Genomic DNA, 22,282 nt, shown 5'->3' on the forward strand with positions numbered 1-22,282 from the left:
CGGTCGTCTATACCATACAGAATGTCGTCCGGTCGCGTCTTTGGCGCGCTGAAGGGGACGTCGAAAAGCCAGTCACGCAGCCTTCCGAACGGACCGGACGCAACGCTCATGCGCCGTCGCCGCCGGTCTGCAGGAGACTGGACACTGCTTCCTTGCTGTTGTCGTGGATTTCAAGGACCGAGGAAAAGCCGCTGATGTCGAAGACTTCGCGCACCTGCGGCGTCAGCCCGGCCAACACCAGCCGCGCGCCCGAGGCCTTTGCCGCCTTGGCAGCCTTCAGGATCACCCGCAACCCGGCGGAACTGACGTAATCGACGTGCTGCAGATCGACCACCAGGGCCGGCACTTCGGCCAGACGCGCCAGGATCGCCGTTTCGGCCTCGGCAGAGGTCGTGCCGTCGATGCGACCGCCAACCCCGGTCACCGCGATATCTCGGTCCGTGTATTCGGTAATATTCATTGTTCCCCGCCGGATCTGATCCGTATTCTTGTTTGTCATCTTATCGCCCCGGTCATGGCGATTCCGCAAGCCCGTGGGCCGGATCGGAAATGCGCCCAACCGAAACGCCCAAACCAAAACGTCTGGTTCAAATCGCCCAAACCCAAACGCCCAGCCCAAAACGCGGACCGGGTAGACGATCTATCGTTTCTGCCAGTGAAGGTTTCACAAATCCATTGACTGCGTCAAGTTGGCAGCACTGCCAAGCCATCGGGAATAACTGATTCTGCAATCGTTTCAATCGCCTTTCGCCCCGAATTGCGGCGAGCAATCCCCGCCCGCCCAAACCCGACCGACGATTGTCGCCCTGCAACATCAACTCAATTGCGCCTTGTAGGGACCAGACCTTAGGCTTAACGATAATCGAGCTTCGCAATCAGGTCCCCATGCCCAGAGAAACCCAGCCCAGTGCGCGATTTGTCGGCCTGCTGTTCCTGGCCGTTCTTTTTCTGGCCGGAGTAGGTCTTTTCAGCGCCAGCTACATGCAAAGCCGCAGCGATGCCGCATTGCGCGACGCCATTCACAGCGCCGAATTGCTGGACGAAGCGCGCTCGGCCCAGGCGAATTTCAAGATCCAGGTCCAGCATTGGAAAAACCTTTTGCTGCGCGGTCATGATCCGGAAGATTTCGAAAGCTACCGGACCCGCTTTGCCGAACAAGAGGCGGTGGTGCAGGACAATCTGTCCCGCATGCTGGATTTCCCCGAACTCGACACCGCCCAGAAAAACGAGATTGCCGCGATCCGCGACGAACATCGGCGTATCGGCGAAATCTACCGCGAGGCCATGGGCCGGTTCACCGTCGGCGATCTTGCTTCCAGCTTCGACATAGACCGCTCCGTGCGGGGGATCGACCAGGACCTGACCCAGCGGATCGATACCAGCGCCGAGACGATCCTGACAACCGAACGCGCCCGTGTCGAAGACATTTCGGCAGATCTTGATGCGCTGTTCCAGAAGACCCGCCTGATCACCAGCCTGACGACGGGGCTGGTGCTGCTGCTGGTCATCCTGCTGGTCTGGCGTCTGCGTGCGCGAAACCGCCCCAGTCCCCGAAGGTAGCCGCACTGGCATGATCGAACTTTCCGCCCTTTTCCTCGCCGGTCTGAGTCTTTTCTTCACCGGGGTCGCGGGCGTGAAAGCCCAGTTGCAACGGATGAGCGGGCGCCGCCTGCGCAAGATGCTGTCGCGCACCGCCGGCAACCCCGTGTTGGGCACCGGCCTCGGCATCGTCGCAGGGGCGATTTCGCAAAGCGCCTCGGTCGTGGCCTTCATCCTGTCGGGCATGGTCGCCACCGGGCTGATCACCGTGCGCCGCGCGCTGCTGGTGGTCGCGGCGTCGAATATCGGCACCGCGGTGCTTGTCTTTCTGGCGGCCATCGACCTGCGTATCGCCATCCTCTACATCATCGGGCTGACCGGACTGGCGATCAACTTCAAGGTGGCGATCCGGCTGACCACCCTGTTCGGAGCGCTGTTTTCCATCGGACTGCTGTTCTTCGGCCTCGACATGATGAAACAGGGCTTCGCCCCCCTGCCCCAGATGCCGGGCTTCATCGCCCTGGCTGCCTTCCTGCAGGATTGGGACATCGCCGCCCTGATCCTGGGCGCGGCCTGCCGGATGTTCATCCAGTCGTCCTCTGCCATCGGGGTCATCGCCATTACCCTGCAGACCGGCGGCATCTTTACCGAGCTTCAGGCCATGCTGCTGATCTGCGGCTGCGGCCCCGGCGTCGCCCTGGCGGGGATGTTCCTGTCCAGCAACCTCAGCGGGGCACCGCGCCAGATCATCATCTTTCAGGGAATGATCAACTTCATCGCCGGGGCGGTGATCGGCGGGCTGCTGATGGTCGACAACGCGCTCGATCACGGCAGCCTGCTGGGGTACCTTGATCTGATCGCCAACACGCCATCGCAACGAGTGGCCCTGCTGTTCCTCGCCACCATGACGACCTGCTGGCTGGCTGGACTGGCGCTGCTGCCCTGGATCGAACCGCTGCTGAACCGTATAGAGCCGCCGACCCAGACCGAGGACGTGTCCCGCACCGCCTATATCCATGACGAGGCGCTGGAGGTCCCCGAAACCGCCACCGAACTGGCCGAGCGGGAACAATTGCGCCTGTTCAACCTGATGATCCAGCTTCTGGATTGCGTGCGCGACGATCGCACCACCGGGGAATACGACGACCCCGAGGCCCTGCACGAGGGCATGCAGATGCTGCGCCCGGAAATCGACGCCTTCATCGCAGAGTTGATCAACCGCGAGCTTGACCGCGAAACCGCGAACGAGATCCTGGGGCTGGAACGGCGGCAGGAACATCTGGATGCACTGGAAGACAGCATTGCCGAATTCGTCGCGATCCTGCGCCGCAACAGCTTCAGCGGGCGGGCGGCAGACCTGATCGACCGGCTGACGGAATCCATCAGTGTGATCCTGCTGACCACCCAGGACGCCTGGGAACACAGCGATGCCTTCGAGACCGAGACGCTGATGACCCTGACCGCCGACCGGGGCGACATGATGGAGCGGATCCGCATCGCCTTCCAGGACGGCTCCCGTGCCGGGCTGGAGGAGGAATCGGCGATCTTCCATGCCACCATGCTGTTTGAACGCATCGTCTGGCTGGTCCGCCAGGTCGGCAAGTCGCTGAGCGGATCGGCCCGGCATCAGATCGCGCGCGATATCTCGGCCACCGCAGCGGAATAGGGCCGCCTGCGCGGGCCACCCTATTTCCCTGAGGGACGGTCGCGCAGATAGGCTTCGACAAAGCGGCGGCTGCTTTCGAAATGCTCTGCAAGCATCTCGGGGGCGGCAGGGTCGCGGGCGATCACCGCATCGCGCAGCGCATCGTGTTCGGCGACGAATCCGGCGATATTATCGGCGGTGAACTGGGTCAGGCGCAGGGCCCGATAGCGTTCGGTCTGATCCACCATCTGTCCGATCAGGCGCAGCAGCCGGGGCGCCGGGGCCGCCGCGATCAGGCTGGAATGAAAGGCCCGGTGGCGGGCTTCCCAATCGCGCAATGCCGGGCCGCTGGCAGGCGAGTCCGGCAGCGGCGCGTGGGCCAGACGGTGGGCTGCAGACAGGATCTGCCCTTCCCAGTGGTCGTCGCCATGGGCCATCGCCAGCATCAGGGCCTCGCGCTCCAGCGCGATGCGAATGCGGTAGATGTCGTTCAGGTCCTCGACCGTCGGCAACGGCACGCGGACGCCGCGATGGCGCACCGCCTCCAGCAGACCTTCGGCGACCAGCCGCGCCAGCGCCTCGCGCAGGGGGCTGATGCCGCAACCGTAGCGTTCGGTCAACTCGCGCGTCAGCAGGGATTGCCCCGGCAACATGACCCCGGTCAGCACGTCTTCCTTCAACGCGCCATAGGTCGTTTCGGCGATTGTCCGGGCGGCGGGACGGTCCCCGTTTCGGGGCGTGGCGGGGGGCGAGGTGTTCATTATTTGACATAGGCCCGAGCCTGCACAGGAAGTCAACGTTCCGGCCGGGATCCATTTTCCAAAACGTCGAGATTTTGGAAAATGTCATTGACCTGTCGCAAAAGCACGCTCTAGCCTGACCGGAGGCGACCCGCAGGAATGAGGTCGCATGCCCCAGAACGGCGTGAAGCCACGCCCTGCAACACGGAGTCCCGCGAATGACACGTTCCAAGTTCCCCCTTGCCCTGACGCGCCGCCTGGCTGCCATCGGCACGGCTGCCCTGCTTGCCGGCACCGCCTATGCCGAAGACGTCACCCTGCGCTTTTCCACTGCCGGCCCGGCAGTGGATTTCCTGGCCGTTTCCATGGAAAGCTTTGCCGACAAGGTGGCCGAAGCCGACGTCGGGGTGACGGTCGAGGTCTATCCCGGCTCCTCCCTGGTACGCCAGGGTGCCGAGGTTCCCGCCCTGCAGCGCGGCAACCTTGAAATGAGCACCATGAACACCTTCGAGATCTCGGGCCAGGTGCCGGAGTTCGGCTTCCTCAACCGGGCCTTCCTGTTCGAGGATTACGACCAGATGAAGGCGGCCATGGACGGCCCCGTGGGCGAGGCGCTGAAGGCCGCCACCGCCGAGATCATGGATATCGAGATCCTGTCCGTCGCCTACCTCGGCTCGCGTCAGCTGAACCTGCGCGACCTGCACGAGGTCTCGGGCCCCGATGACCTTGCCGGTGTGCAGATGCGTATGCCCGCCTCGCCCGAATGGCTGCTGCTTGGCGAAAGCCTTGGCGTCTCTCCCACCCCGATGGCCATGTCGGAAACCTATGTCGCGCTGCAGACCGGATCGGTCGACGGACAGGAAAACCCGCTGTCGATCCTGAAGGCGGCGAAATTCGACGAGGTGACGAAACAGGTGATCCTGACCTCGCACCTGGTGCAGCCGGTCTTCTATGCCATCGCCAAGCCCGCCTGGGACGAGATGAGCGCCGAACAGCAGGAGGTCGTCAAGACCGCCGCCATCGCCGCGGCCGAGGAAAACAACACCGCCCGTCTGGCCGACGAAGCCAAGGTTGCCGATCTGCTGACCGAAGAAGGCCTGCGCGTCGATGCCATCGACCTGACCGCCTTCCGCGAAAAGGCCGATGCGGTCTACGGGGCCTCGGACCTGGCAGCCGCCTGGGATCAGGACCTGATGCAACAGGCAATGGGCAAGTGATCCGGGTATGACCGACACAAGCATCACCATCCTGCGCCGTCTCGACAGGGCCGGCGCAGGGGTGCAGCGGGGGGCGGAAATCCTGACCTCGCTCGGCTTCCTCGCCGTGTCCGGCTGTTTCATCTGGACCGTCATCTGCCGCTACCTGCTGCGCGACCCCTCGACCACCAGCGAAGAACTGTCGATCGTGATCTACCTCTGGGTCATCACGGTGGGCGCCTCGCTTGCGGTCAGGCTGGAAGAGCACGTGGCCTTCGACCTGTTGGCCAGCCTGCTGCCGCCGCGTGGCGCGGCGCTGCTGACCGGGGTGGGCGCGCTGATCGCCGGGGCGATCCTGCTGGCCACCCTGCCCTTCACCATCGACTTCATTGCCTTCCTCTGGCGCGAGAAAACCACCGTGATGCGTATCCCCCTCAGCCGGCTTTACGCCTGTTTCGCCATCCTGCAGGGCGGCCTTGGCGCCAAGCTGCTGATCGAGGCGCTGCGCCAGGCGGTCATCTTCCGCCAGCAAGGACGCCCGTCATGAGCCTCGGACTGACCACCCTGATCGTGGCCTTTGCGGCGCTGGCGCTGGCCCGCGTGCCGATTGCCGTGGCCATGCTGACATCCGGTTTCGCCTATCTTGCGGTGACCGGGCAGGACCTTGGCATCGTCACCGACCAGGTGATGAATTCGCTTTACGGCAGCTACGTCCTGCTGGCGGTGCCGATGTTCATCCTGGCCGCCAACATCATGACCGCCGGGTCGATCGCCGATCGCCTGTGGAAGGCCGCCGATGCCGCCGTGGGCTGGCTGCCCGGTGGGCTTGGCCATGTCACGGTGCTGACCTCCATGCTGTTTTCCTCGATGAGCGGCTCGGCTCTGGCCGATGCGGCGGGGCCGAACCTGATCGCGCTGAAGATGATGCGCGACATCGGCGGGTTCCGCGCCGGTTTTGCCACCGCGCTGACGGCCGCTGCGGCCGTCATCGCACCGATCATCCCGCCTTCGGTGCCGATGATCCTTTACGCGCTGAACTCCGGCACCTCGGTTGGTGCGTTGTTCCTTGGCGGCATCGTGCCCGGCCTGATGCTGGGCGTGGCGCTGATGACCGGGCTGGCCCTGATGGCCGGGCCACGCAACCTGCCACGCGGCGAACGCCTGTCCTGCAAGGAGCTGGGCCCCATCATGGGCCGCGCGGTGATCCCGATGTCGATCCCCGTGGTACTGCTTGGCGGGATCTGGACCGGGGTCTTCACCCCGACCGAAGCCGCCGCCGTCGCTGCCCTTTACGCGCTGATCCTCGGCGTGGTCGTCTACCGTGCGATCACCTGGGCCGGGTTCTGGGCCGCGATCACCGATTCCATGCGCACCTCGTCCTCGGTCATGCTGCTGATCGCCGGGGCCTATATCATGAATTACGCCATCACGGCCGAACGGCTGGACCGCGACCTTGCCGCCTTTATCGAGGCCGCGGGCCTTGGCCATATCGGCTTCCTGCTGTCGGTCAACATCATCTTCCTGGCGCTTGGCTGCGTGATCGATACCGGCACGCTGATCCTTGTCTTCGTGCCGATGCTGCTGCCCACGGTGCGCCAGCTGGGCATCGACCCGGTGCACTTCGGCGTGCTGATGACGGTCAACATCATGATCGGCCTCGTCACCCCGCCCTTCGGGATGCTGCTGTTCACGCTCAGCAAGCTGGGCGAGGTCCCGCTGCGCGAGGTGATGGGGGAGATATGGGCCTTCATCGGCATCCTGATCGTCGTGCTGGCAATCATCACCTTCGTTCCGGGCACCGTCCTCTGGCTGCCCCGGCTCTTCGGTTTCTAGGCCGAAAGGACCCCAATCAATGATCGAGACCTTTAAACTGGCGCCTCAGCCACCCCTGCCGGTTGCCGCCGCCAATGCCTATGCCGAAGCCGCGCTTGAGGCTTCGCGCGGCGGCTGGCCCGGCGTGGACGAAAAGCGCGACATCGCCTTCGGCCCCGCCCCCTGGCAAAGCTATGACCTGTTTGCCCCTGCCGCCCCGCCACCCGGTGGCGCGGATGTGCTGATCTTCTTTCACGGCGGCGGCTGGACCAATGGCTACAAGGAATGGTGCGGTTTCATGGCCCCTGCCCTGGCCGCACGCGGTGTCATGCTGGCCGCGCCCAGCTATCGCCTGGCGCCCGAGACGCGCTATCCGCTGATGCTGGAAGACGCGCTGGAGGCCACCGCCGCGATCATCGCCGAGGTGGCGGCGCATGGCGGCAACCCGAACCGCATCTTCGTGGCGGGCCATTCGGCGGGCGGTCAGCTTGCCGCGCTGACCGGGCTGCGCCACGATCTGTGGGCGGCCCATGGCATCCCCGAGGGCGCGCTGCGGGGTTGCTGCCCGATCAGCGGCATCCTTGACCTGCACCATCCCGACCCCGCGCCCGGCAGCCTCGAAGCCATGGTCTATGACAAGATCCTGTCCGACCCGCGCGACGACCGCGCCGCAAGTCCGCTCAGCTGGGTCGAAGGGCGCAAGACGGCGATGTTCCTCAGCTGGGGCGCGCAGGATACCGACCGGGTCTGCCGTGCCAACCTGGCGGCACGCGACCGTCTGGACGCCAGCCCCCTGCCCGGCCGCAGCCTGACGATGGAGGCCGACCATTTCGGCACCCACCTGGCGCTGCGCGACCCCAGCCATCCCTGGTACGACATCCTTGATGACATCCGAAAGGCCACCTTATGACCCACAAAGAAGCGCTCGACATCGGGCTGCCGACACCGGGCCAGCCCTTCAGCTGGGCGATCCGCAGCGGCGAGATGATCTATACCACCCATGCCGCCGTCACCCCCGAAGGCGGCATCCTGCAGGAACCGGTCGAAGCCCAGGCGCATCTGACCTTTCAGCATCTGGCGCGCACGATGGAGGTCGCGGGCGGCAGCATGGCGGATTACCTGCAATTGCAGATCTTCCTCGTCGACGGGGCCGACATGGCCATCGTGGACAAGGTCTATGCGCAGTATTTCCAGGCCCCCTATCCCAATCGTGCCACGCTGATCGTTGCCGGTCTGGTCGGGCCGGGCATGCTGATCGAGGTCACGGCCATCGGCCGCGTGCCTGTCAGCCCCGAGGCGTAAGGGTCTAAGCCCCGATCTGTGCGATCAGCGCCCGGGACAGTACAGTGCTTGCATCACCCAGCTCTGCCAGGATGTCGAAATGGTTGCGCCCCGGCACCTCGAGACAGCGGGCCGGGAAACCGGCCTGGGCCCAGGCGGCGGCATAGGCCACCGACTGACGCTTGAACCCGGCAGGATCGGTTTCCGCCCAGGCGAGGGTGATTGGCGCCCCCCGGCGCGGCAGGTTGCGGATCGGGCTTAGCGCGGCGACGTCGTCTGCGCTCAGCGACAGCCAGGCCTGCGGGGCGCTGGCGGCAATCGGGGTCAGGTCGAACAGCCCGCTGATCGGCAGGGCCGAGGCGATAACGCCCTCGGGCAGACCCGCTTCGGCCTGCCAGCCGCCCGCCAGAACCGCCCCTGCAAGGTGCCCCCCGGCCGAACTGCCGCCGACGTGGATACGCTGCGGATCAAGGCCCAGCCCGCGCCCTTCGCGCCACAAGAACCCGACGGCGGCGCGGACCTGGCGGGTGATTTCCGTCAGGGAGGCCCCCGGCGCAAGCTGGTAATCCAGCACCGCCGTGGCGATCCCCTGCCCGGCCAGCATCCCTGCCATCATCGCGGAATCGCGCTTCGACAGGGCCCGCCAATAGCCCCCGTGGATGAAGACGAAGACCGGGCAATCGCGCAGGACTTCGGGGCCGAACAGGTCCAGCGTCTGGCCGCTTTGCCGGTCGTAAACCAGGTCGAAATGCCGTCCGAAGGGCGCGCGCATGGCCTCTGACGTGCTGCGATAGGAGGCCATCTCGGCAGCAAAGCGGGCCTCGCTGATCGTGCCGCGCGGCTGGTAATCCGCGTCGAGCCGATCTGCCGGCCAGCCCCCTTCGGACGCCAGATCAATGCCGGTCATCCCGGGCAAGGTCGCCTCAGATCCCGACATAGCCACGCACTTCGGCCTGATCGCGGTCCAGCGCGGCACCGTCGCCGGACCAGACAGTGCGGCCCTTTTCGATGATGTAATGCCGGTCGGCAAGGCGTTTCAGGACCGCGAGGTTCTTGTCGATCAGCAGGATCGACTGGCCTTCCGCGCGCAGCTTTGCCACCACCTGCCAGATTTCCTGACGGATCACCGGGGCCAGCCCTTCGGTCGCCTCGTCCAGGATCAGCAGGCGCGGGTTGGTCATCAGTGCCCGCCCGATGGCCAGCATCTGCTGTTCGCCCCCCGACAGGGTCCCCGCCGCCTGCCCGGCGCGTTCGCGCATCCGGGGGAACAGCGTATAGATCCGCTCCAGCGTCCAGGGATCGGCGCGCTTCAGGCGATTGGCGGCCGTCGCGACAAGGTTTTCGCGGACCGTCAGCGTGGGAAAGACCTGCCGCCCCTCGGGCACCAGCCCGACGCCGAGCCGCGCGATCCGTTCGGGCGCAAGGCCGGTGACCGGCCTGTCGTTGATCGACACCTGACCGCCCTTGGCGCCGAGCAACCCCATGATGGTGCGTATCGTCGTGGTCTTGCCCATCCCGTTGCGCCCCATCAGCGAGACCAGTTCGCCATCCCCGACCCGCAGGGAAATATCGAACAGCACCTGGCTCTGCCCATAGGCGGCCTGAAGGTTTTCGACGTTCAGCACAATTCGTCCTCTCCGCCCAGGTAGGCTTCGCGCACCTCGGCGCTCTCGCGGATCTGATCGGCGGTTCCGGTCAGGATCACCTTGCCGTAGACCAGGACCGAGATCCGGTCGGCCAGGGCAAAGACCGCCTCCATGTCGTGTTCCACCAGCAGGATCGTGACCTTGCCGCGCAGGCCAAGCAGGAAGTCCACCATTTCGCGGCTTTCAACGGGTCCCAGCCCCGCCATCGGTTCATCGAGCAGCAACACCTTGGGATCACCCGCCAGCGCCAGCAACAGCTCAAGCTGCTTGCGTTCACCGTGGGACAGGTCCGCCACCGGATCATCGCGCCGCGTGGCAAGGCGCGATCCCTGCAGCAGCGCATCGGCCCGGTCCCAGACGCGGGTGCGCCCCGAAATCCGGTCCCAGATGCGGAAATTCCCCCCCATATGCGCCTGGACCGCAAGGCCGACATTCTGGCGCACGGTGAAATCATCCAGAAGCGAGGTCACCTGGAACGTCCGCCCAAGGCCAAGCGCTACCCGGTCGGCGGCCGCCACATTGGTGATGTCGCGTCCCTCCAGCGTGATCTTGCCCGCGTCCGGGGACAACTCGCCGCAAAGCTGGTTGATCAGAGTCGACTTGCCCGCCCCGTTGGGTCCGATCAGCGCATGGATCAGCCCTTCGCGCAGGTCGAGCGTTACGTGGTCGGTCGCCAGCAGGCCGGAAAACCGTTTCACCAGCCCGTCGATGTAAAGGATCGTGCTGCTCATGGCTGCTCTCCCCGGATACGGGCGATCAACCCCATCAGCCCGCCGCGCGTGCCCAGCACCACGACCAGCAGGATCAGCCCGAAGACCAGGTGCCAATGCTCGGTCCAGGCCGACAGGTAGGTCTGCAGGAACAGGAAGGCCGCCGCGCCAAGGATCGGACCGAAGAAGGTGCCGACCCCGCCGAGGATGACCATGATCATCAGCTCTCCGCTTTCGGTCCAGTGCAGGGTGTCGGGCGAGGCAAAGCGCAGGAAGACCGCCATCAGCCCCCCCGCAAGCCCCGCCCCCATGCCGGCAAGCACGAAACCGTAAAGCTTGTAGCGATAGGTCGAGATGCCGAGGGCGTTCATGCGGCGTTCATTCTGGCGGATGCCGGCCAGCATGGTCCCGAAGGAGGAATTCACCACCCGCCAGAGCCCGGCGAAGAAGGCCACCATGACCACGAGGATCACGTAGTACATCACCGTCTTGTCGCGCAGGTTCAGGCCGAAAAGCTGGTTCGACTTGCGGATGATCAGCCCGTCTTCGCCGCCGTATTGCTGCAGCGAGACGAAGAAGAAAAAGATCATCTGCGCAAAAGCCAGGGTGATCATGATGAACTGGACCCCCCCGGTGCGCAGGGCCAGCGCGCCGACGATCAGCGCCGCGAACCCCGCCACCAGCACTGCGGCCGGCAGTGTCACCAGCAGCTGGTCACTGCCCGGTATCAGCCCCCAAAGCGGGGCCTCTTCGGCGTGGTGCACGTAAAGGATGCCGACCACGTAGTTGCCGATCCCGAAGAAGGCCGCATGCCCGAAGGAGATCATGCCACCATAGCCGAGGATCAGGTTCAGGCTGGCCACCGCGATGGCATAGATCATGATCCGCGCGATCAGGCTGGGGAAGGCACGTTCGCCTAGCGCCTCGGCGATCGGCGGGATCACCGCCAGCAGAAGGATGGCAAGGGCGATACCGATCAGGATTGCGGGTTTGCGTGTGCTCATGGCTCAGCCCTCCACCGGAAACAGGCCCTTGGGCCGGAACAGCAGCACGATGGCCATCAACAGGTAGATCCCCATCGAAGCGATGCCGATGCCGAGGCTGTGCGCCTCTGGCCCCGGCATGAAGCTGGCGAGGATGCCGGGCAGGAAGGCGCGCAGGCAGGTATCGACCACCCCCAGCACGATCCCCGCCACGAAGGCCCCCTTGATCGATCCGACGCCACCGATCACCACCACGACGAAGGTCGCCAGCAGGATCTGTTCACCCATGCCGACCTGCACCGCCAGCAGCGGCCCGGTCATCACCCCGGCCAGACCGGCCAGCAGCGCCCCCAGCCCGAAGACAGCCGTGTAGAGCAGCCGGATATCGACGCCGAGCGCGCGCACCATCTCGCGGTTGGTGGAGCCGGCGCGCACCAGCATCCCCACGCGGGTCTTGTTGATCAGCAGGTAAAGCCCGAAGGCCACCAGCAACCCGGCCAGGATGATCAGCAGCCGGTAGGGCGGATAGGGCAGCCCCGGCAGGATCTCGATCGGGGTGGCGAGGGCATCGGGCAGCTGGGAAAAGATCGGCTGACGGCCGAAGATCAGCGTCGTCAGCTGATTGAAGATCATGATCAGCGCGAAGGTCGCCAGCACCTGGTCCAGGTGGTCGCGGGCGTAAAGCCTTCGCATGACCCCCAGTTCGACAATGAACCCGGTCACCATCGCTGCCAGCAATGCGGCTGGAATACCAAGCCAGAAAGAGCCACTTTCATTGGCGACCCAGGTCCCGACGAAGGCCCCGATCATGTAAAGCGCGCCATGGGCCAGGTTGATCACCCCCATGATCCCGAAGATCAGGGTCAGTCCCGCCGCCAGCAGGAACAGCATCACGCCATAAAGCAGGCCGTTCAGCAATTGTTCGAAAATCAGGGTCATTGAGGTCTCACGTCAAACCGGCCCGAACGGCGACATGCCCCCATCGGGGCACCCTGTCGTCGGGCCGGGTCATGTCGGAATGGGGCGGCACGCTGGCCGCCCCGGCGCCTTACATCTCGCACTGATCCGCGTAGACGTCGCCATATCCCTCGACCAGCTTGGACTGCATGACCGTCGTCGGCACGCCGTTCTCGCCCATCTCGACCTTCACCAGGTACCAATCCTGCACCGGGTGCTGGTTCTGTCCGAAGGAGAAGTCGCCACGCACGCTGTCGAAATCGGCTTCGCGCAGGGCCTCGCGGAAGGCGTCGATGTCATCGACCCCGCCGGTCTTTTCCAGTGCCGAGGCGATCAACAGCCCGGTGTCGTAGCCCTGGGTGCCGTAATAGGTGATCGGCCGGTCGCCGTACTTCTCTTCCCAGGCCGCGACGAAGGCGGTGTTGGCTTCGTTGTCGAGGTCAGGCGACCAGTGACCGGTGGCATATAGCCCCACGACCGCCTCGCCGAGCGCCTTCAGGATCACGCCGTCCGCATTGGGTTCGGACATCACCATCGGCGTCGTCTCCAGCAGGCCGGCCTGCTGGTACTGCTTGGCAAAGGCGATGCCGAGGCCGCCGGGATGGAACTGGAAGACCACGTCCGGCGCGGCGGCGCGGATCTGCGCCATTTCGGTGGAATAATCGGTCTGGTCAAGCTGGGTATAGCCTTCGCCGACGATCTCGCCCTCGAAGGTGCGCTTGAACCCGGTCAGCGCATCCTTGCCCGCCTGGTAGTTCGGCGCCAGCAGATAGGCGGTTTCATAGCCAAGTTCGTTCGCCGCAAGGCCCGAGGCCTCGTGCAGGGAGTCGTTCTGCCAGGAGGTCACGAAGTAGTTCTCGTGACAGCCCTCGCCCGCCATGGTGGACGGCGCGGCATTGGGGCTGATGTAGATCGCGCCCTCGTCGACCACATCGGGCACCGTGGCGCCGGCGATGTTGGAAAAGATGATGCCGGTGACGATCTTGATGTCGTCGCCGTAGACGTAATCTTCGGCGATCTGGCGGGCATGGGCGGGGTCGCGGCCATCGTCGGTGACCACCAGTTCCACGGGCGCGCCGGACATCTCGATCGCAAGGGCCATGCCATCGCGCACATCGGCCCCAAGATAGCCCGCGGGCCCGGAAAGCGTGGTGATGACCCCGACCTTGACCGGATCGGCGGCCATGGCAGCCCCGGCCAGGGCGCCCATCGCGAGGGCAAGGGGAATGGAATGCAGTTTCATGTTAACTCCCTGTCTTTGATGTTTTCTGTTGGTGTATCAGTCTTCTTTGTTGCGGCAACGCCCCAAAGGGGCGGCACCGGGTCTTTTCCGGCAAACGAACCCCGCAGGGCCTAGAGATTCACCCAGCCTTCGGGTGCCTGCTTGCCCGGATGCAGGGCGCCGCATTCGTGGCAGGTCCGCGCGGCTTCGTCGCTGTAGAAGGCCTGGTATATCGGCGGTAGGTCGTCGACGATGGATTCCAGGTCGACTTCGGCGCGGTGGACGCGGGCATTGCAGTCAAAGCAATACCATTCGATCGCATCCAGCGCGCCTTCGGGACGGGCCGGTTCGATCACCAGCCCGATGGAGCCTTCCTGCGGGCGTTGCGGCGAATGGCGCAGATGCGGCGGCAGCAGGAAGATATCGCCTTCGCGGATCGGCACATCGTAGAATTCGCCGCTGTCGGTGTCGTGGATCTTCAGCAGCATGTCGCCCTTCAGCTGATAGAAGAATTCCTCGACCGGATCGTCATGGTAATCGGTGCGCCCGTTGGGGCCGCCGACCACCGTGACCATCATGTCGGAGTCCTGAAAGACCATCTTGTTGCCGACCGGCGGCTTCAGCAGGTGCTTGTGCTCGTCGATCCATTTCTGAAAGTTGAAGGCGCTCAGTTTTCCCATGGGTCTCTCCTGTTCAGGACGGCGTCAGTCCGCAGCCATCGAAGGCCGCGCGGATCGCCGTCTTTTCGTCTTCGGTCAGTTCCAGCATCGGCGCGCGCACCGGGCCGCCGACCTGCCCCAGCAGTTCCTGCCAGTATTTCTGATGCGCAAAGGGCTTTTCGTCCGGTTTCGACGCCTTGATCGCGGCGCGCACCGGGTCGAGGCTGGCGCTGACCGCGCGGGCTTCCTCGGCCTTTCCGGCGAATGCCAGTTCGGTGTATTCCTTCATCCGCAGATCCCCGGCCGTCTGCAGCAGGTAGGGCGGCGAGGAACAGAGGTAGAGCTGCCAGCCAAGCTCCAGCACATTGTCGAGCCACTCGTCCTCCGACGCGGTCGAGACGATGATCCTGTCGCCCGCAAGCCGGGTCAGTTCCGCGTACATCTCGCGCGGGACGGAATACTTGATGGCCACGACGGTCTCGATCTCGGCCAGACGCGCGCAAAGCTGTGGGCTCATCAAATAGCCGCTGTCGGGATGGGACCAGAGCGCGATGCCGATGTCGACGGCGTTGGCGATGGTCTCGTAGTAGCGGATCAGGGTCTGTTCCCGGTCCTTGAGGAAGTTCAGCACCGGGGCATGGACGACAATGTAATCGGCACCGCAATCCTGCGCGTGACGGGCCAGATCCAACACCACGTCCAGATTCTGATCCGAACAGGACATGATCGTCTGGGCGCGATCCCCGCAGATCTCGACCGCAAGGGACATGATCCGCTTGCGCTCTTCCAGCGACATGGAAAAGAACTCGCCCTGCTTGCCGGCAACGAAGAAGCCGTCGATCTTCAGGTCCTCGATCCAATGTTCCATGTTGGCCCGGAACCCGGCCTCGTCGATGGAGCCATCGGCGGCGAAGGGCGTATTGGCAGCGGCCCAGATGCCGCGCATGGTGGCGCGGGAATGGGACTTGGCGGTGGCGCGGGTATAGTTCATCGGCTCTCCTCCTTGGCGGGGTGCATTGCCCGCCAGATATTTTCGGATGTCAGCGGCAGGTGCAGATCCTGCCGGGTAAAGGGGGACAGCGCGTCCTGCACCGCATTGACCAGCGCCGGCGGCACGCCGATGCAGCCGGCCTCGCCCACGCCCTTGGCGCCAAGGTCATTGGCCCCCGACAGGGTGGGTTCACTGTGCAGGTGAAGGTCACGCGGCATGTCGCCGGCACGGGGCACGGCATAATCCATCAGCGATCCGGTCAGCAACTGGCCGTCGTCGTCATAGGCGATCCGCTCCATGAAGACATGGCCCAGCCCCTGCGCCAGCCCGCCCATCATCTGGCCTTTCAGAAGCATCGGGTTGATCACCCGACCCGCGTCATCGACCCAGATGATGCGTTCAACCAGCGGCACGCCGGTGTCGGGATCGACCGAAACCTCGGCCAGGACCGCGCCGCTGGCCCAGGCTTCGCGCGGGGCGGTGTAGGTTTCCTCGACCGCGAGATCCGCGAAACCGGGCAGGCAGGCGATCTCGGGCCAGCCGAGCAGGCGATTGCCCACCAGCAGGCCGCCTTCGCCGGGCAGGATGTCGTCCCGCGCCAGCCCCTGAAGATCGGCAAGCCGGGCGCAGGCCTGATCCAGGAACCTCCGGGCGGCGCGCAGCATCGCGCTGCCGCCGATGGCCGTGCTGCGGCTGGCCAGCGCGCCGAGGCCATTGGACAGCGCGGCGGTATCGCCTTCGCCCACCTGCACGCATTCGGGCGCGACGCAAAGGACGTCGGCGGCGATCTGGGCAAAGGCCGTCTCGCGTCCCTGCCCCTGCGCCGAGGCCCCGGTTTGCGCGGCAAAGCTGCCGTCGGCACACAGACGCAGCCGCGCGGTTTCCCAGCCCTGTCCGCAGGGTTCGATATATAGCGCAAGGCCGATGCCGACCACCTCGCCTTCTGCGCGGCGGCGGGCCTGGCGGGCCCGCAGCGCGGCGTAATCGGCTTCGCGCTCCAGCCGATCCAGCAGGGCGGCAGGGTTGCTTTGATCCAGCAGTTCGCCGGTCGGGCTGGCATAGGGGAAATCGCCGCTGCGCAGGATATTGCGACGGCGCAGGTCCAGCGGGTCAATCCCGGCGGCAAGGGCAGCCTTGTCGATCAACCGCTCGGTCAGCATCACCGCTTCGGGGCGCCCCGCCCCGCGGTAGATGCCCATGGGGGCACGGTTTTCGAAGCGGGTGGCAAGGTGGATATCGACGGGGCCGCAACGGTAGGGGCCCGGCAGGATCCGGGCCGCGTTGCGCGCCGGGGCATAGGCCGAATAAGGTGTCCAGCTGCCAAGGGAAAAGGTCAGTTCGGCCCGAAAGGCGGTGATCAGCCCGGCGGCGTCCAGCCCGATCTCGGCGCGGGTCTCGGCCCCGCGCCCATGGGTGGCCGCCATCAGGTCGTCCGACCGCGTCGCGGTCCATTTCACCGCTCGTCCCAACTGGTGCGCGGCAAAGGCCAGCGCCACTTCCTCGGGGTAGATCGAGGCCTTGCCACCGAAGGCCCCGCCCACATCCGGCGCGATCACCCGCACCTGCGCCAGCGGCAGGCCGAGGATACGCGCCAGGTCTTCGCGGGCGCGAAACGGCGTCTGGGTGGACAGGTGCAGGGTCAGCGTCTGGCCATCCCAGTCAGCCAGCGCGGCGCGGGGTTCCAGCGCCATGGGGGCGAGGCGCGCATGGTTCAGCGCCGCCTCCACCCGGACCGCCGCGCTGTCCAGCGCCGCCCCGGCATCGCCACTGGCATGGTGCGCCGTGGGGTGGGGGGCGGAATCCAGGGTCTCGCCCGGCTCGATCTCGACCAGCAGGGCCTCGGCCCCGTCCAGCGCCGCGGCCCGGTTTTGCGCGACGACCGCCACGACCGGCTGACCGAGCGCGGTGACGACATCGCCGGCCAGCACGTCGAAGGGCCGCTGTCGCGCACCCTTGATCAGCATGTTGACCGCCGAGCTCCCCTTCAGCGGCAGATCCGCCGCGCCGAGCACCGCAACCACGCCTTCGACCGCAAGGGCATCGGCCTTGTCGATCGACAGGATGCGTCCGCTAGGTTCGGGGCTGCGGAAGAAGTCCATCACAAGGCAACCGGGCGGCGATAGGTCATCGACATAGTGTCCCGCGCCCTTCAACAGGGCCGGGTCTTCGCGCCGCTTCATGGCAGCGCCGGTCCATTTGGTCTTCTGGCCCGCGAACAAGGGTGCCTCCCCAAGGATCATTCCCCATCTGGCCCGATATTTTTCCGTATCAAAACCCATTAAGTTCTCATAAATTCATGAGTGCAGCTTCATGAAAGACCCAGATGCCCGATCGCCAGGACGATATGCCCCCGTCGCCCACGCCCGATCCGACCCGCAAACCGGGCCAGCGGATCAGCCTGCGGCAGATCGAATGTTTTCGCGCCGTCGTGCAGCTGGGGAACTTTTCCCGCGCCGCCGACCGGCTGGGCGCAAGCCAGACCGGCGTGTCACATATGATCCGCGACCTCGAGACGACACTGAATGCGCGGCTGTTCGACCGCACCACGCGGCGGGTCGACCTGACCGAGGCCGGGCGGCTGTTCGCGGAGAATGCGCTTCCGGGGCTTGATGGTATCGACCGGGCGGTCGAGCGGATCCGCGACCTGGGTGCGCTGCGCCTCGGCCAGGTGCGCATCGCCGCGCCGCCGCTGATCGCGGCGACCGTGCTGCCGGAACTGCTGCGCCGGTTGCGCGCCCGGCATCCCGAGCTGAAACTGCGGGTCGAGGATTCCGGCACCGATCAGATCATCGCCAGCCTGCGCGACGGGCGCTGCGATCTGGGGGTCGGCAGCTTCGATGACGGGATCGACGGGGTCGACCAGCAGACCGTCCTGCGCGACCGGCTGATGGTCTTTGCCCCGGCCGACCACCCCCTGCGTCAGCGCCAGGACGTGCCTTGGACGGCGCTGCGCGATGAACCCATCGTCGCCCTGACCCGCGAAAGCAACATCCGCCTCCTGACAGCCGTCGGGTTTGAAAGCGCCGGCCTGCCCTTGCGCCCGGATTTCGAGGTGCACCAGATCTTTACCGCCCTGTCGCTGGTCGAAAGCGGCGCCGGGCTGGCGATCCTGCCGACCTATGCCTTTGCCGCGCTGCGCACCCGTCAGATTATCGCCCGCCCGCTGAGCGGACCCGATATCACCCGCGAAATGCGGATCGTAACCCCCCGCGACCGCGTACCATCCGCCGCGACCAACCGGGTGCGCGACATGCTGCGCCGGGTGCTGCGCGACATGGTGCCCGAGGTCAGCTGACTCCGCCTGAAAAGACCTCAGGCCTCCTCCGGCCCTTCCGAGATGATCACCATGCAAGAGGCCCCTGCCCCCAGCCCAAGCTGGGGTAGCGCGGCAAGCCCGGCCGCGCCGCTTGGCGTGCTGGCCAGCCCGGCAGTGGAAAGGGTCGCGACCGCCTGGTCGGCCTCGGCATCGCTGATGGTGACGAAGACATCCCCGTCCCGCCTCAGCGTCTCGTAGGCCAGCAGCGAGGCATCCTTGCAATCGAGCCGCCCCATATTCGATACCGGACCCGGCGCATGGGCAGGGCGACCGGCCTTCAGGCTGGCCATGAGGCAGGGCGCGGCCTCGGGTTCCACAACGACGATCCGGGGCTGGTGATCCCAGAAGGCGCGGATATGGGCCGCCGTTGCGGCAGCAAGTCCGCCGACACCGGCCTGCAGGATGACATGGCTCGGCCAGGCCCCAAGGGCAGCGAAATGCCGTCGGCATTCCTCGGCCAGCACGGTGTACCCTTCCATCACCAGGGCCGGAGCCTCGGTGTAGCCCTCCCAAGAGCCATCAGCGAGGTGGATCCAGTCGTTTTCGGCGGCCAGGCGCGCGGCCTCGGCAACGCTGTCTTCGTAGGAGCCCGGCACCCGGATCACCCCGGCCCCGGTCTGGCGGATACGGTCGGCAAAGCCTTCGGGGACGCTTGCGGACAGGACGATCCGGGCATGGCCCGAAAAGACCCGCGCCCCGGCAGCGACCGAAAGCCCGTGGTTTCCCGCGCTGGCGGTGATGAAGGTCATGCCCGACGCGGCCCTTTGCGCCGCCGGGGCCATGGGGTCGTCGCCCCCGGCCCGATCCAGGATCATCTGCGCCACGGCAAAGGCCCCGCCAAGCGCCTTGAAACTGCCCAGCCGCATCCGCGCGGTTTCATCCTTCAGCCAAAGCGTGCCAACCCCGAAGGTCGCGGCCAGACCGTCTGAGGCAGACAGCGGCGTCGGAGCATATGCGGGACAAGCGGCCAACAGGGCGCCGGGCCGGTCGGCGGTGGTGCGGTACCCCGCAGGGCGCGGCCCGCGCAGGGCCTGGTCATTCTCATGTATCATCCCGCGACTATGCATGAAATCGCCGCCCCTTCACCGAGGGAATTCACGGGACGGCGCAGAATTCCATGCAAGGGCCCGCCTCTGCCGCGCTGTTGGTCACGGGGCCCCGGCAAGGCCTTGCCGGCGGTGCAAACCCGAGTTGAATGCGCCGGTGCATGGTCTACTCTGCAGGGCAACGGTCGCGCGACAGGACAGCGGCATAGTCAACGACAACCCGACAGGCAGGCCACATCATGACGACAAGACGACAGTTCACCTTCGGTCTCGGCGCTTCGGGCGCATTGGGCGGTCTCGGCCTGTTGGGGCTTTCGGCCTGTGGCGCGCCCGGTCCCGGCACGCGGTCCGGCGCCTTGCCCGATGACCTCCGCCCGGTGCGCAACACTGCCTATGACGCCTGGGTCGCCGCCTTCCGGGGCCGGGCCTCCGCGCAGGGGATTTCGGGCTCGACGCTGGCCACCGCCTTCCGCAATGCCGGATATGTGCCCGGCGTCGTGACCCGCGACCGCAACCAGCCCGAAACCTCGCGCACGCTTGAGGATTACCTGTCCATCGCCGTGTCGGACGAGCGCGTCAGCAAGGGTCGCCAGGCCTATGCGCGTCAACGGCGGACCCTGAACGCGCTGGAAGCCCGCTATGGCGTCGAGGCAGAAGTCATCACCGCCGTCTGGGGGCTGGAAAGCTTTTACGGGGAACGGCGCGGCGATGTGCCGGTAATCTCTGCCACCTCGACCCTGGCCTATGACGGGCGGCGCGGGGCCTTCTTTGAAAAGCAATTGATGGCCTCGCTGCGGATCCTGCAAAACGGCGACATCGACGCGGACCGGATGACCGGAAGCTGGGCCGGTGCGATGGGGCATACCCAGTTCATCCCGACCTCCTATCTGGCCTATGCGGTGGATTTCACCGGCGACGGGCGGCGCGACATCTGGTCGGACGATCCGACGGATGCGCTGGCCTCGACCGCGGCCTACCTGTCGCGCAGCGGCTGGAAACACGGCCTGCCCTGGGGCGGAGAGGTCGGCTATGGCGCGCCACAGGGGCGGATCATACAGCCCCAGCCCGGCGGGCCCAGCTTTGCCGTCACCAGCAACTTCAACGCGATCAAGCGCTACAACAATTCCGATCACTACGCGATCGGCGTCGGACACCTGGCCGACCGGATCGCCGGAGGCGGCCCGCTGAAGGGCAGCTTCCCGCCCGATGAGAACGGCATGACCAAGGCCGATCGGGTGGCCCTGCAACGCAAGCTGACCGCGCGCGGGTTCGACACCGGCGGGGCAGATGGCGTGCTGGGACCGAACAGCCGCGCCGCCATCGCGTCCTATCAAACCAGCATCGGGCAAAGCCCGACCGGCGAGCCTTCGCAAGCGCTGCTGCGCAGTCTCGGCTAGCACAGAGGGGCGGTGAAGGGCAGGATCACGACAAGATCAGCAGGCGATCACTGCGGCAGGTTCAGCACCGACATCAGGGCCGAGGCGGCAAAGGGCTTGGTCAGAAAGGCCACCGCCCCGGCCTGGCTGCATTTGGCCGCCGTCCCGGTTTCGGCAAAGCCCGTCATCACCACGACCGGCAGATCGGGGCGCACCGCATGGGCGGCCACCATGGCCTCGATCCCGGTCAGGGCGGGCAGATGCAGATCCATCAGGGCGCAGTCGAAATCGAGCGAGCCGAATTCGGCCAGAAAGGCCTCTGCCGAGGCAAAGCCCACCGGGTCGAGCCCGTGCAGCCGCAGCAGTCGCGTCAGCGACGAGCGCAGCTTGTCATCATCATCTATGATGGCGATACGAGGGAGCGAAGGCGCATTCATGCCCATAGCCTAGCGCGCCGCGCCGTTGGTGGACAGTCGGCCCTCGGTCTCATATCGTGGCCTCATTCGCGCATCAGCCAGACCTTGCGGAAAAGATCCGCCAGGGTCCGCACGCCGAGCTTCTTCATCACCCGGCCGCGGTGCACCTTGACGGTCTTCTCCGCAATCCCGAGTTCCGCCGCGATCTGCTTGTTGAGCAGGCCCTTTTCGACCCCGTCCAGCACGTCGCGTTCGCGCGGTGTCAGGCTGCCGAGCGCGCGGTCCAGATCCTGACGTCCGGCGGCGTCGGTCGTGTCGCGGCGATAGCGGTCCTGTGCGTCGTCGATGGCCGCCAGCAGGGCCTCGGCGCTGATTGGCTTGCTGAGGAAATCCACCGCACCGGCCTTCATCGCGCGTACACTGGCGGGGATCGACCCTGCGCCGGTGATGAAAATCACCGGGCAGCGCGCATCAAGGGCGGCCAGGCGCGACTGGACCTCGAACCCGTCCATGCCGGGCAGGTTGATGTCGATCAACGCGCAGGCGGGACGGCTGGGGTCATAGGCGCCCAGAAAGGCCTCGGCGCTGCCATGCAATTCGCAAGCGTAGCCTTCGGCGCGCAGCAGGCGACCAAGGGCCACACCCAGCGACCTGTCGTCATCGACAAGGTGAACCGTGGTGTCCCGTATCGTCGTCTCAGCGACCATCTGCGTCCTTCCCTTCTATCCCGGCCCTGCCCATAGCAGC

Annotated in this window: 23 protein-coding genes; 9 read left to right on the plus strand and 14 right to left on the minus strand. The window is 65.9% G+C overall.

What is annotated here, in order from left to right; translation table 11 throughout:
* Window positions 1-106: 106 nt before the first annotated feature.
* Window positions 107-460, minus strand: a complete 354-nt coding sequence (locus tag PSAL_RS07450) for an STAS domain-containing protein (protein WP_119838822.1) — start codon at window positions 458-460, stop codon at window positions 107-109.
* Between the two features lie 425 nt (window positions 461-885).
* Between PSAL_RS07450 and PSAL_RS07455 the strand changes: the two genes are divergently transcribed.
* Together PSAL_RS07455 and PSAL_RS07460 are read left to right on the plus strand one after the other, a co-directional pair.
* Window positions 886-1,560, plus strand: a complete 675-nt coding sequence (locus PSAL_RS07455; RefSeq protein WP_119838821.1) for a hypothetical protein — start codon at window positions 886-888, stop codon at window positions 1,558-1,560.
* A gap of 10 nt (window positions 1,561-1,570) precedes the next feature.
* Window positions 1,571-3,205 (plus strand): Na/Pi cotransporter family protein, encoded by a 1,635-nt coding sequence (locus PSAL_RS07460; protein WP_119838820.1) that lies wholly within the window; start codon window positions 1,571-1,573, stop codon window positions 3,203-3,205.
* Between the two features lie 20 nt (window positions 3,206-3,225).
* Here PSAL_RS07460 and PSAL_RS07465 read toward each other — a convergent pair whose 3' ends face one another.
* A complete protein-coding gene (locus PSAL_RS07465) occupies window positions 3,226-3,945 on the minus strand; it encodes an FCD domain-containing protein (protein ID WP_119838819.1) in 720 nt (239 codons plus the stop codon).
* 197 nt (window positions 3,946-4,142) lie between these two features.
* On the opposite strand from PSAL_RS07465, the gene dctP reads away from it, so the two are divergent.
* From dctP to PSAL_RS07490, 5 genes are read left to right on the plus strand one after another with little or no spacing between them, the layout of a single operon-like run.
* A complete protein-coding gene (dctP, locus tag PSAL_RS07470; RefSeq protein WP_119838818.1) occupies window positions 4,143-5,141 on the plus strand; it encodes a TRAP transporter substrate-binding protein DctP in 999 nt (332 codons plus the stop codon).
* A 7-nt stretch (window positions 5,142-5,148) separates the two neighbouring features.
* On the plus strand, window positions 5,149-5,667 hold the full coding sequence (locus PSAL_RS07475) for a TRAP transporter small permease (RefSeq protein WP_119838817.1): 519 nt from the start codon (window positions 5,149-5,151) through the stop codon (window positions 5,665-5,667).
* Window positions 5,664-6,953, plus strand: coding sequence for a TRAP transporter large permease (locus PSAL_RS07480; protein ID WP_119838816.1), 1,290 nt, complete (start codon window positions 5,664-5,666; stop codon window positions 6,951-6,953). The genes PSAL_RS07475 and PSAL_RS07480 overlap by 4 nt, the downstream gene beginning before the upstream one ends.
* A 19-nt stretch (window positions 6,954-6,972) precedes the next feature.
* Window positions 6,973-7,842 carry an alpha/beta hydrolase gene (locus PSAL_RS07485; protein ID WP_119838815.1) on the plus strand — a complete coding sequence of 290 codons (870 nt, stop codon included), beginning with the start codon at window positions 6,973-6,975 and terminating at the stop codon, window positions 7,840-7,842.
* Window positions 7,839-8,234 carry a RidA family protein gene (locus PSAL_RS07490; RefSeq protein ID WP_119838814.1) on the plus strand — a complete coding sequence of 132 codons (396 nt, stop codon included), beginning with the start codon at window positions 7,839-7,841 and terminating at the stop codon, window positions 8,232-8,234. The genes PSAL_RS07485 and PSAL_RS07490 overlap by 4 nt, the downstream gene beginning before the upstream one ends.
* 4 nt (window positions 8,235-8,238) lie before the next feature.
* Here PSAL_RS07490 and PSAL_RS07495 read toward each other — a convergent pair whose 3' ends face one another.
* The 9 genes from PSAL_RS07495 to PSAL_RS07535 form a co-directional block, all read right to left on the minus strand.
* On the minus strand, window positions 8,239-9,120 hold the full coding sequence (locus PSAL_RS07495; RefSeq protein ID WP_119838852.1) for an alpha/beta hydrolase: 882 nt from the start codon (window positions 9,118-9,120) through the stop codon (window positions 8,239-8,241).
* Between the two features lie 16 nt (window positions 9,121-9,136).
* The gene (locus PSAL_RS07500; protein ID WP_119838813.1) at window positions 9,137-9,838 is read right to left on the minus strand and encodes an ABC transporter ATP-binding protein; all 702 of its coding nucleotides are present in this window, start codon (window positions 9,836-9,838) and stop codon (window positions 9,137-9,139) included.
* Window positions 9,832-10,590: an ABC transporter ATP-binding protein gene (locus tag PSAL_RS07505; RefSeq protein ID WP_119838812.1), complete on the minus strand. Its 759-nt coding sequence runs from the start codon at window positions 10,588-10,590 to the stop codon at window positions 9,832-9,834. Before PSAL_RS07505 ends, PSAL_RS07500 begins: the two co-directional genes overlap by 7 nt.
* Entirely contained in the window at window positions 10,587-11,573 is a 987-nt protein-coding gene (locus PSAL_RS07510) for a branched-chain amino acid ABC transporter permease (RefSeq protein WP_119838811.1), read from the minus strand. Before PSAL_RS07510 ends, PSAL_RS07505 begins: the two co-directional genes overlap by 4 nt.
* 3 nt (window positions 11,574-11,576) lie before the next feature.
* Entirely contained in the window at window positions 11,577-12,491 is a 915-nt protein-coding gene (locus tag PSAL_RS07515) for a branched-chain amino acid ABC transporter permease (RefSeq protein WP_119838810.1), read from the minus strand.
* Between the two features lie 109 nt (window positions 12,492-12,600).
* Window positions 12,601-13,752 (minus strand): ABC transporter substrate-binding protein, encoded by a 1,152-nt coding sequence (locus tag PSAL_RS07520; protein WP_119838809.1) that lies wholly within the window; start codon window positions 13,750-13,752, stop codon window positions 12,601-12,603.
* Between the two features lie 110 nt (window positions 13,753-13,862).
* Window positions 13,863-14,411: a 3-hydroxyanthranilate 3,4-dioxygenase gene (locus PSAL_RS07525; protein WP_119838808.1), complete on the minus strand. Its 549-nt coding sequence runs from the start codon at window positions 14,409-14,411 to the stop codon at window positions 13,863-13,865.
* Window positions 14,412-14,424: 13 nt separating this feature from the next.
* A complete protein-coding gene (locus PSAL_RS07530) occupies window positions 14,425-15,381 on the minus strand; it encodes a dihydrodipicolinate synthase family protein (RefSeq protein ID WP_119838807.1) in 957 nt (318 codons plus the stop codon).
* Window positions 15,378-17,561 (minus strand): xanthine dehydrogenase family protein molybdopterin-binding subunit, encoded by a 2,184-nt coding sequence (locus tag PSAL_RS07535; RefSeq protein ID WP_196941918.1) that lies wholly within the window; start codon window positions 17,559-17,561, stop codon window positions 15,378-15,380. Before PSAL_RS07535 ends, PSAL_RS07530 begins: the two co-directional genes overlap by 4 nt.
* Window positions 17,562-17,704: 143 nt before the next feature.
* Here PSAL_RS07535 and PSAL_RS07540 point away from each other — a divergent pair, with 143 nt between their 5' ends.
* Window positions 17,705-18,676, plus strand: coding sequence for a LysR family transcriptional regulator (locus PSAL_RS07540; RefSeq protein WP_196941919.1), 972 nt, complete (start codon window positions 17,705-17,707; stop codon window positions 18,674-18,676).
* A 17-nt stretch (window positions 18,677-18,693) separates the two neighbouring features.
* Here PSAL_RS07540 and PSAL_RS07545 read toward each other — a convergent pair whose 3' ends face one another.
* Window positions 18,694-19,749 (minus strand): diaminopropionate ammonia-lyase, encoded by a 1,056-nt coding sequence (locus PSAL_RS07545; RefSeq protein ID WP_119838805.1) that lies wholly within the window; start codon window positions 19,747-19,749, stop codon window positions 18,694-18,696.
* A 233-nt stretch (window positions 19,750-19,982) separates the two neighbouring features.
* Here PSAL_RS07545 and PSAL_RS07550 point away from each other — a divergent pair, with 233 nt between their 5' ends.
* On the plus strand, window positions 19,983-21,140 hold the full coding sequence (locus PSAL_RS07550; protein WP_119838804.1) for a lytic murein transglycosylase: 1,158 nt from the start codon (window positions 19,983-19,985) through the stop codon (window positions 21,138-21,140).
* 47 nt (window positions 21,141-21,187) lie between these two features.
* Here the strand turns inward: PSAL_RS07550 and PSAL_RS07555 are convergent, their stop codons facing one another.
* Both PSAL_RS07555 and PSAL_RS07560 read right to left on the minus strand, forming a co-directional pair.
* Window positions 21,188-21,556 (minus strand): response regulator transcription factor, encoded by a 369-nt coding sequence (locus tag PSAL_RS07555; RefSeq protein ID WP_196222755.1) that lies wholly within the window; start codon window positions 21,554-21,556, stop codon window positions 21,188-21,190.
* Between the two features lie 62 nt (window positions 21,557-21,618).
* Window positions 21,619-22,242: a response regulator transcription factor gene (locus PSAL_RS07560; protein WP_119838802.1), complete on the minus strand. Its 624-nt coding sequence runs from the start codon at window positions 22,240-22,242 to the stop codon at window positions 21,619-21,621.
* Window positions 22,243-22,282 lie beyond the last annotated feature (40 nt).

It is taken from the genome of Pseudooceanicola algae (assembly GCF_003590145.2).
Lineage (GTDB): Bacteria > Pseudomonadota > Alphaproteobacteria > Rhodobacterales > Rhodobacteraceae > Pseudooceanicola > Pseudooceanicola algae.

Excerpts from the sequence above, each read along its gene's own strand:
- PSAL_RS07455 (WP_119838821.1), top strand. The coding sequence starts at position 886 with ATGCCCAGAGAAACCCAGCCCAGTGCGCGATTTGTCGGCCTGCTGTTC.
- PSAL_RS07510 (WP_119838811.1), bottom strand. The coding sequence starts at position 11,573 with ATGAGCACACGCAAACCCGCAATCCTGATCGGTATCGCCCTTGCCATC.
- PSAL_RS07530 (WP_119838807.1), bottom strand. The coding sequence starts at position 15,381 with ATGAACTATACCCGCGCCACCGCCAAGTCCCATTCCCGCGCCACCATG.
- PSAL_RS07540 (WP_196941919.1), top strand. The coding sequence starts at position 17,705 with ATGCCCGATCGCCAGGACGATATGCCCCCGTCGCCCACGCCCGATCCG.
- PSAL_RS07485 (WP_119838815.1), top strand. The coding sequence starts at position 6,973 with ATGATCGAGACCTTTAAACTGGCGCCTCAGCCACCCCTGCCGGTTGCC.
- PSAL_RS07460 (WP_119838820.1), top strand. The coding sequence starts at position 1,571 with ATGATCGAACTTTCCGCCCTTTTCCTCGCCGGTCTGAGTCTTTTCTTC.
- PSAL_RS07515 (WP_119838810.1), bottom strand. The coding sequence starts at position 12,491 with ATGACCCTGATTTTCGAACAATTGCTGAACGGCCTGCTTTATGGCGTG.
- PSAL_RS07505 (WP_119838812.1), bottom strand. The coding sequence starts at position 10,590 with ATGAGCAGCACGATCCTTTACATCGACGGGCTGGTGAAACGGTTTTCC.
- dctP (WP_119838818.1), top strand. The coding sequence starts at position 4,143 with ATGACACGTTCCAAGTTCCCCCTTGCCCTGACGCGCCGCCTGGCTGCC.
- PSAL_RS07560 (WP_119838802.1), bottom strand. The coding sequence starts at position 22,242 with ATGGTCGCTGAGACGACGATACGGGACACCACGGTTCACCTTGTCGAT.
- PSAL_RS07490 (WP_119838814.1), top strand. The coding sequence starts at position 7,839 with ATGACCCACAAAGAAGCGCTCGACATCGGGCTGCCGACACCGGGCCAG.
- PSAL_RS07535 (WP_196941918.1), bottom strand. The coding sequence starts at position 17,561 with ATGAAGCGGCGCGAAGACCCGGCCCTGTTGAAGGGCGCGGGACACTAT.
- PSAL_RS07520 (WP_119838809.1), bottom strand. The coding sequence starts at position 13,752 with ATGAAACTGCATTCCATTCCCCTTGCCCTCGCGATGGGCGCCCTGGCC.
- PSAL_RS07550 (WP_119838804.1), top strand. The coding sequence starts at position 19,983 with ATGACGACAAGACGACAGTTCACCTTCGGTCTCGGCGCTTCGGGCGCA.
- PSAL_RS07475 (WP_119838817.1), top strand. The coding sequence starts at position 5,149 with ATGACCGACACAAGCATCACCATCCTGCGCCGTCTCGACAGGGCCGGC.
- PSAL_RS07480 (WP_119838816.1), top strand. The coding sequence starts at position 5,664 with ATGAGCCTCGGACTGACCACCCTGATCGTGGCCTTTGCGGCGCTGGCG.
- PSAL_RS07450 (WP_119838822.1), bottom strand. The coding sequence starts at position 460 with ATGAATATTACCGAATACACGGACCGAGATATCGCGGTGACCGGGGTT.
- PSAL_RS07465 (WP_119838819.1), bottom strand. The coding sequence starts at position 3,945 with ATGAACACCTCGCCCCCCGCCACGCCCCGAAACGGGGACCGTCCCGCC.
- PSAL_RS07555 (WP_196222755.1), bottom strand. The coding sequence starts at position 21,556 with ATGAATGCGCCTTCGCTCCCTCGTATCGCCATCATAGATGATGATGAC.
- PSAL_RS07495 (WP_119838852.1), bottom strand. The coding sequence starts at position 9,120 with ATGACCGGCATTGATCTGGCGTCCGAAGGGGGCTGGCCGGCAGATCGG.
- PSAL_RS07525 (WP_119838808.1), bottom strand. The coding sequence starts at position 14,411 with ATGGGAAAACTGAGCGCCTTCAACTTTCAGAAATGGATCGACGAGCAC.
- PSAL_RS07545 (WP_119838805.1), bottom strand. The coding sequence starts at position 19,749 with ATGATACATGAGAATGACCAGGCCCTGCGCGGGCCGCGCCCTGCGGGG.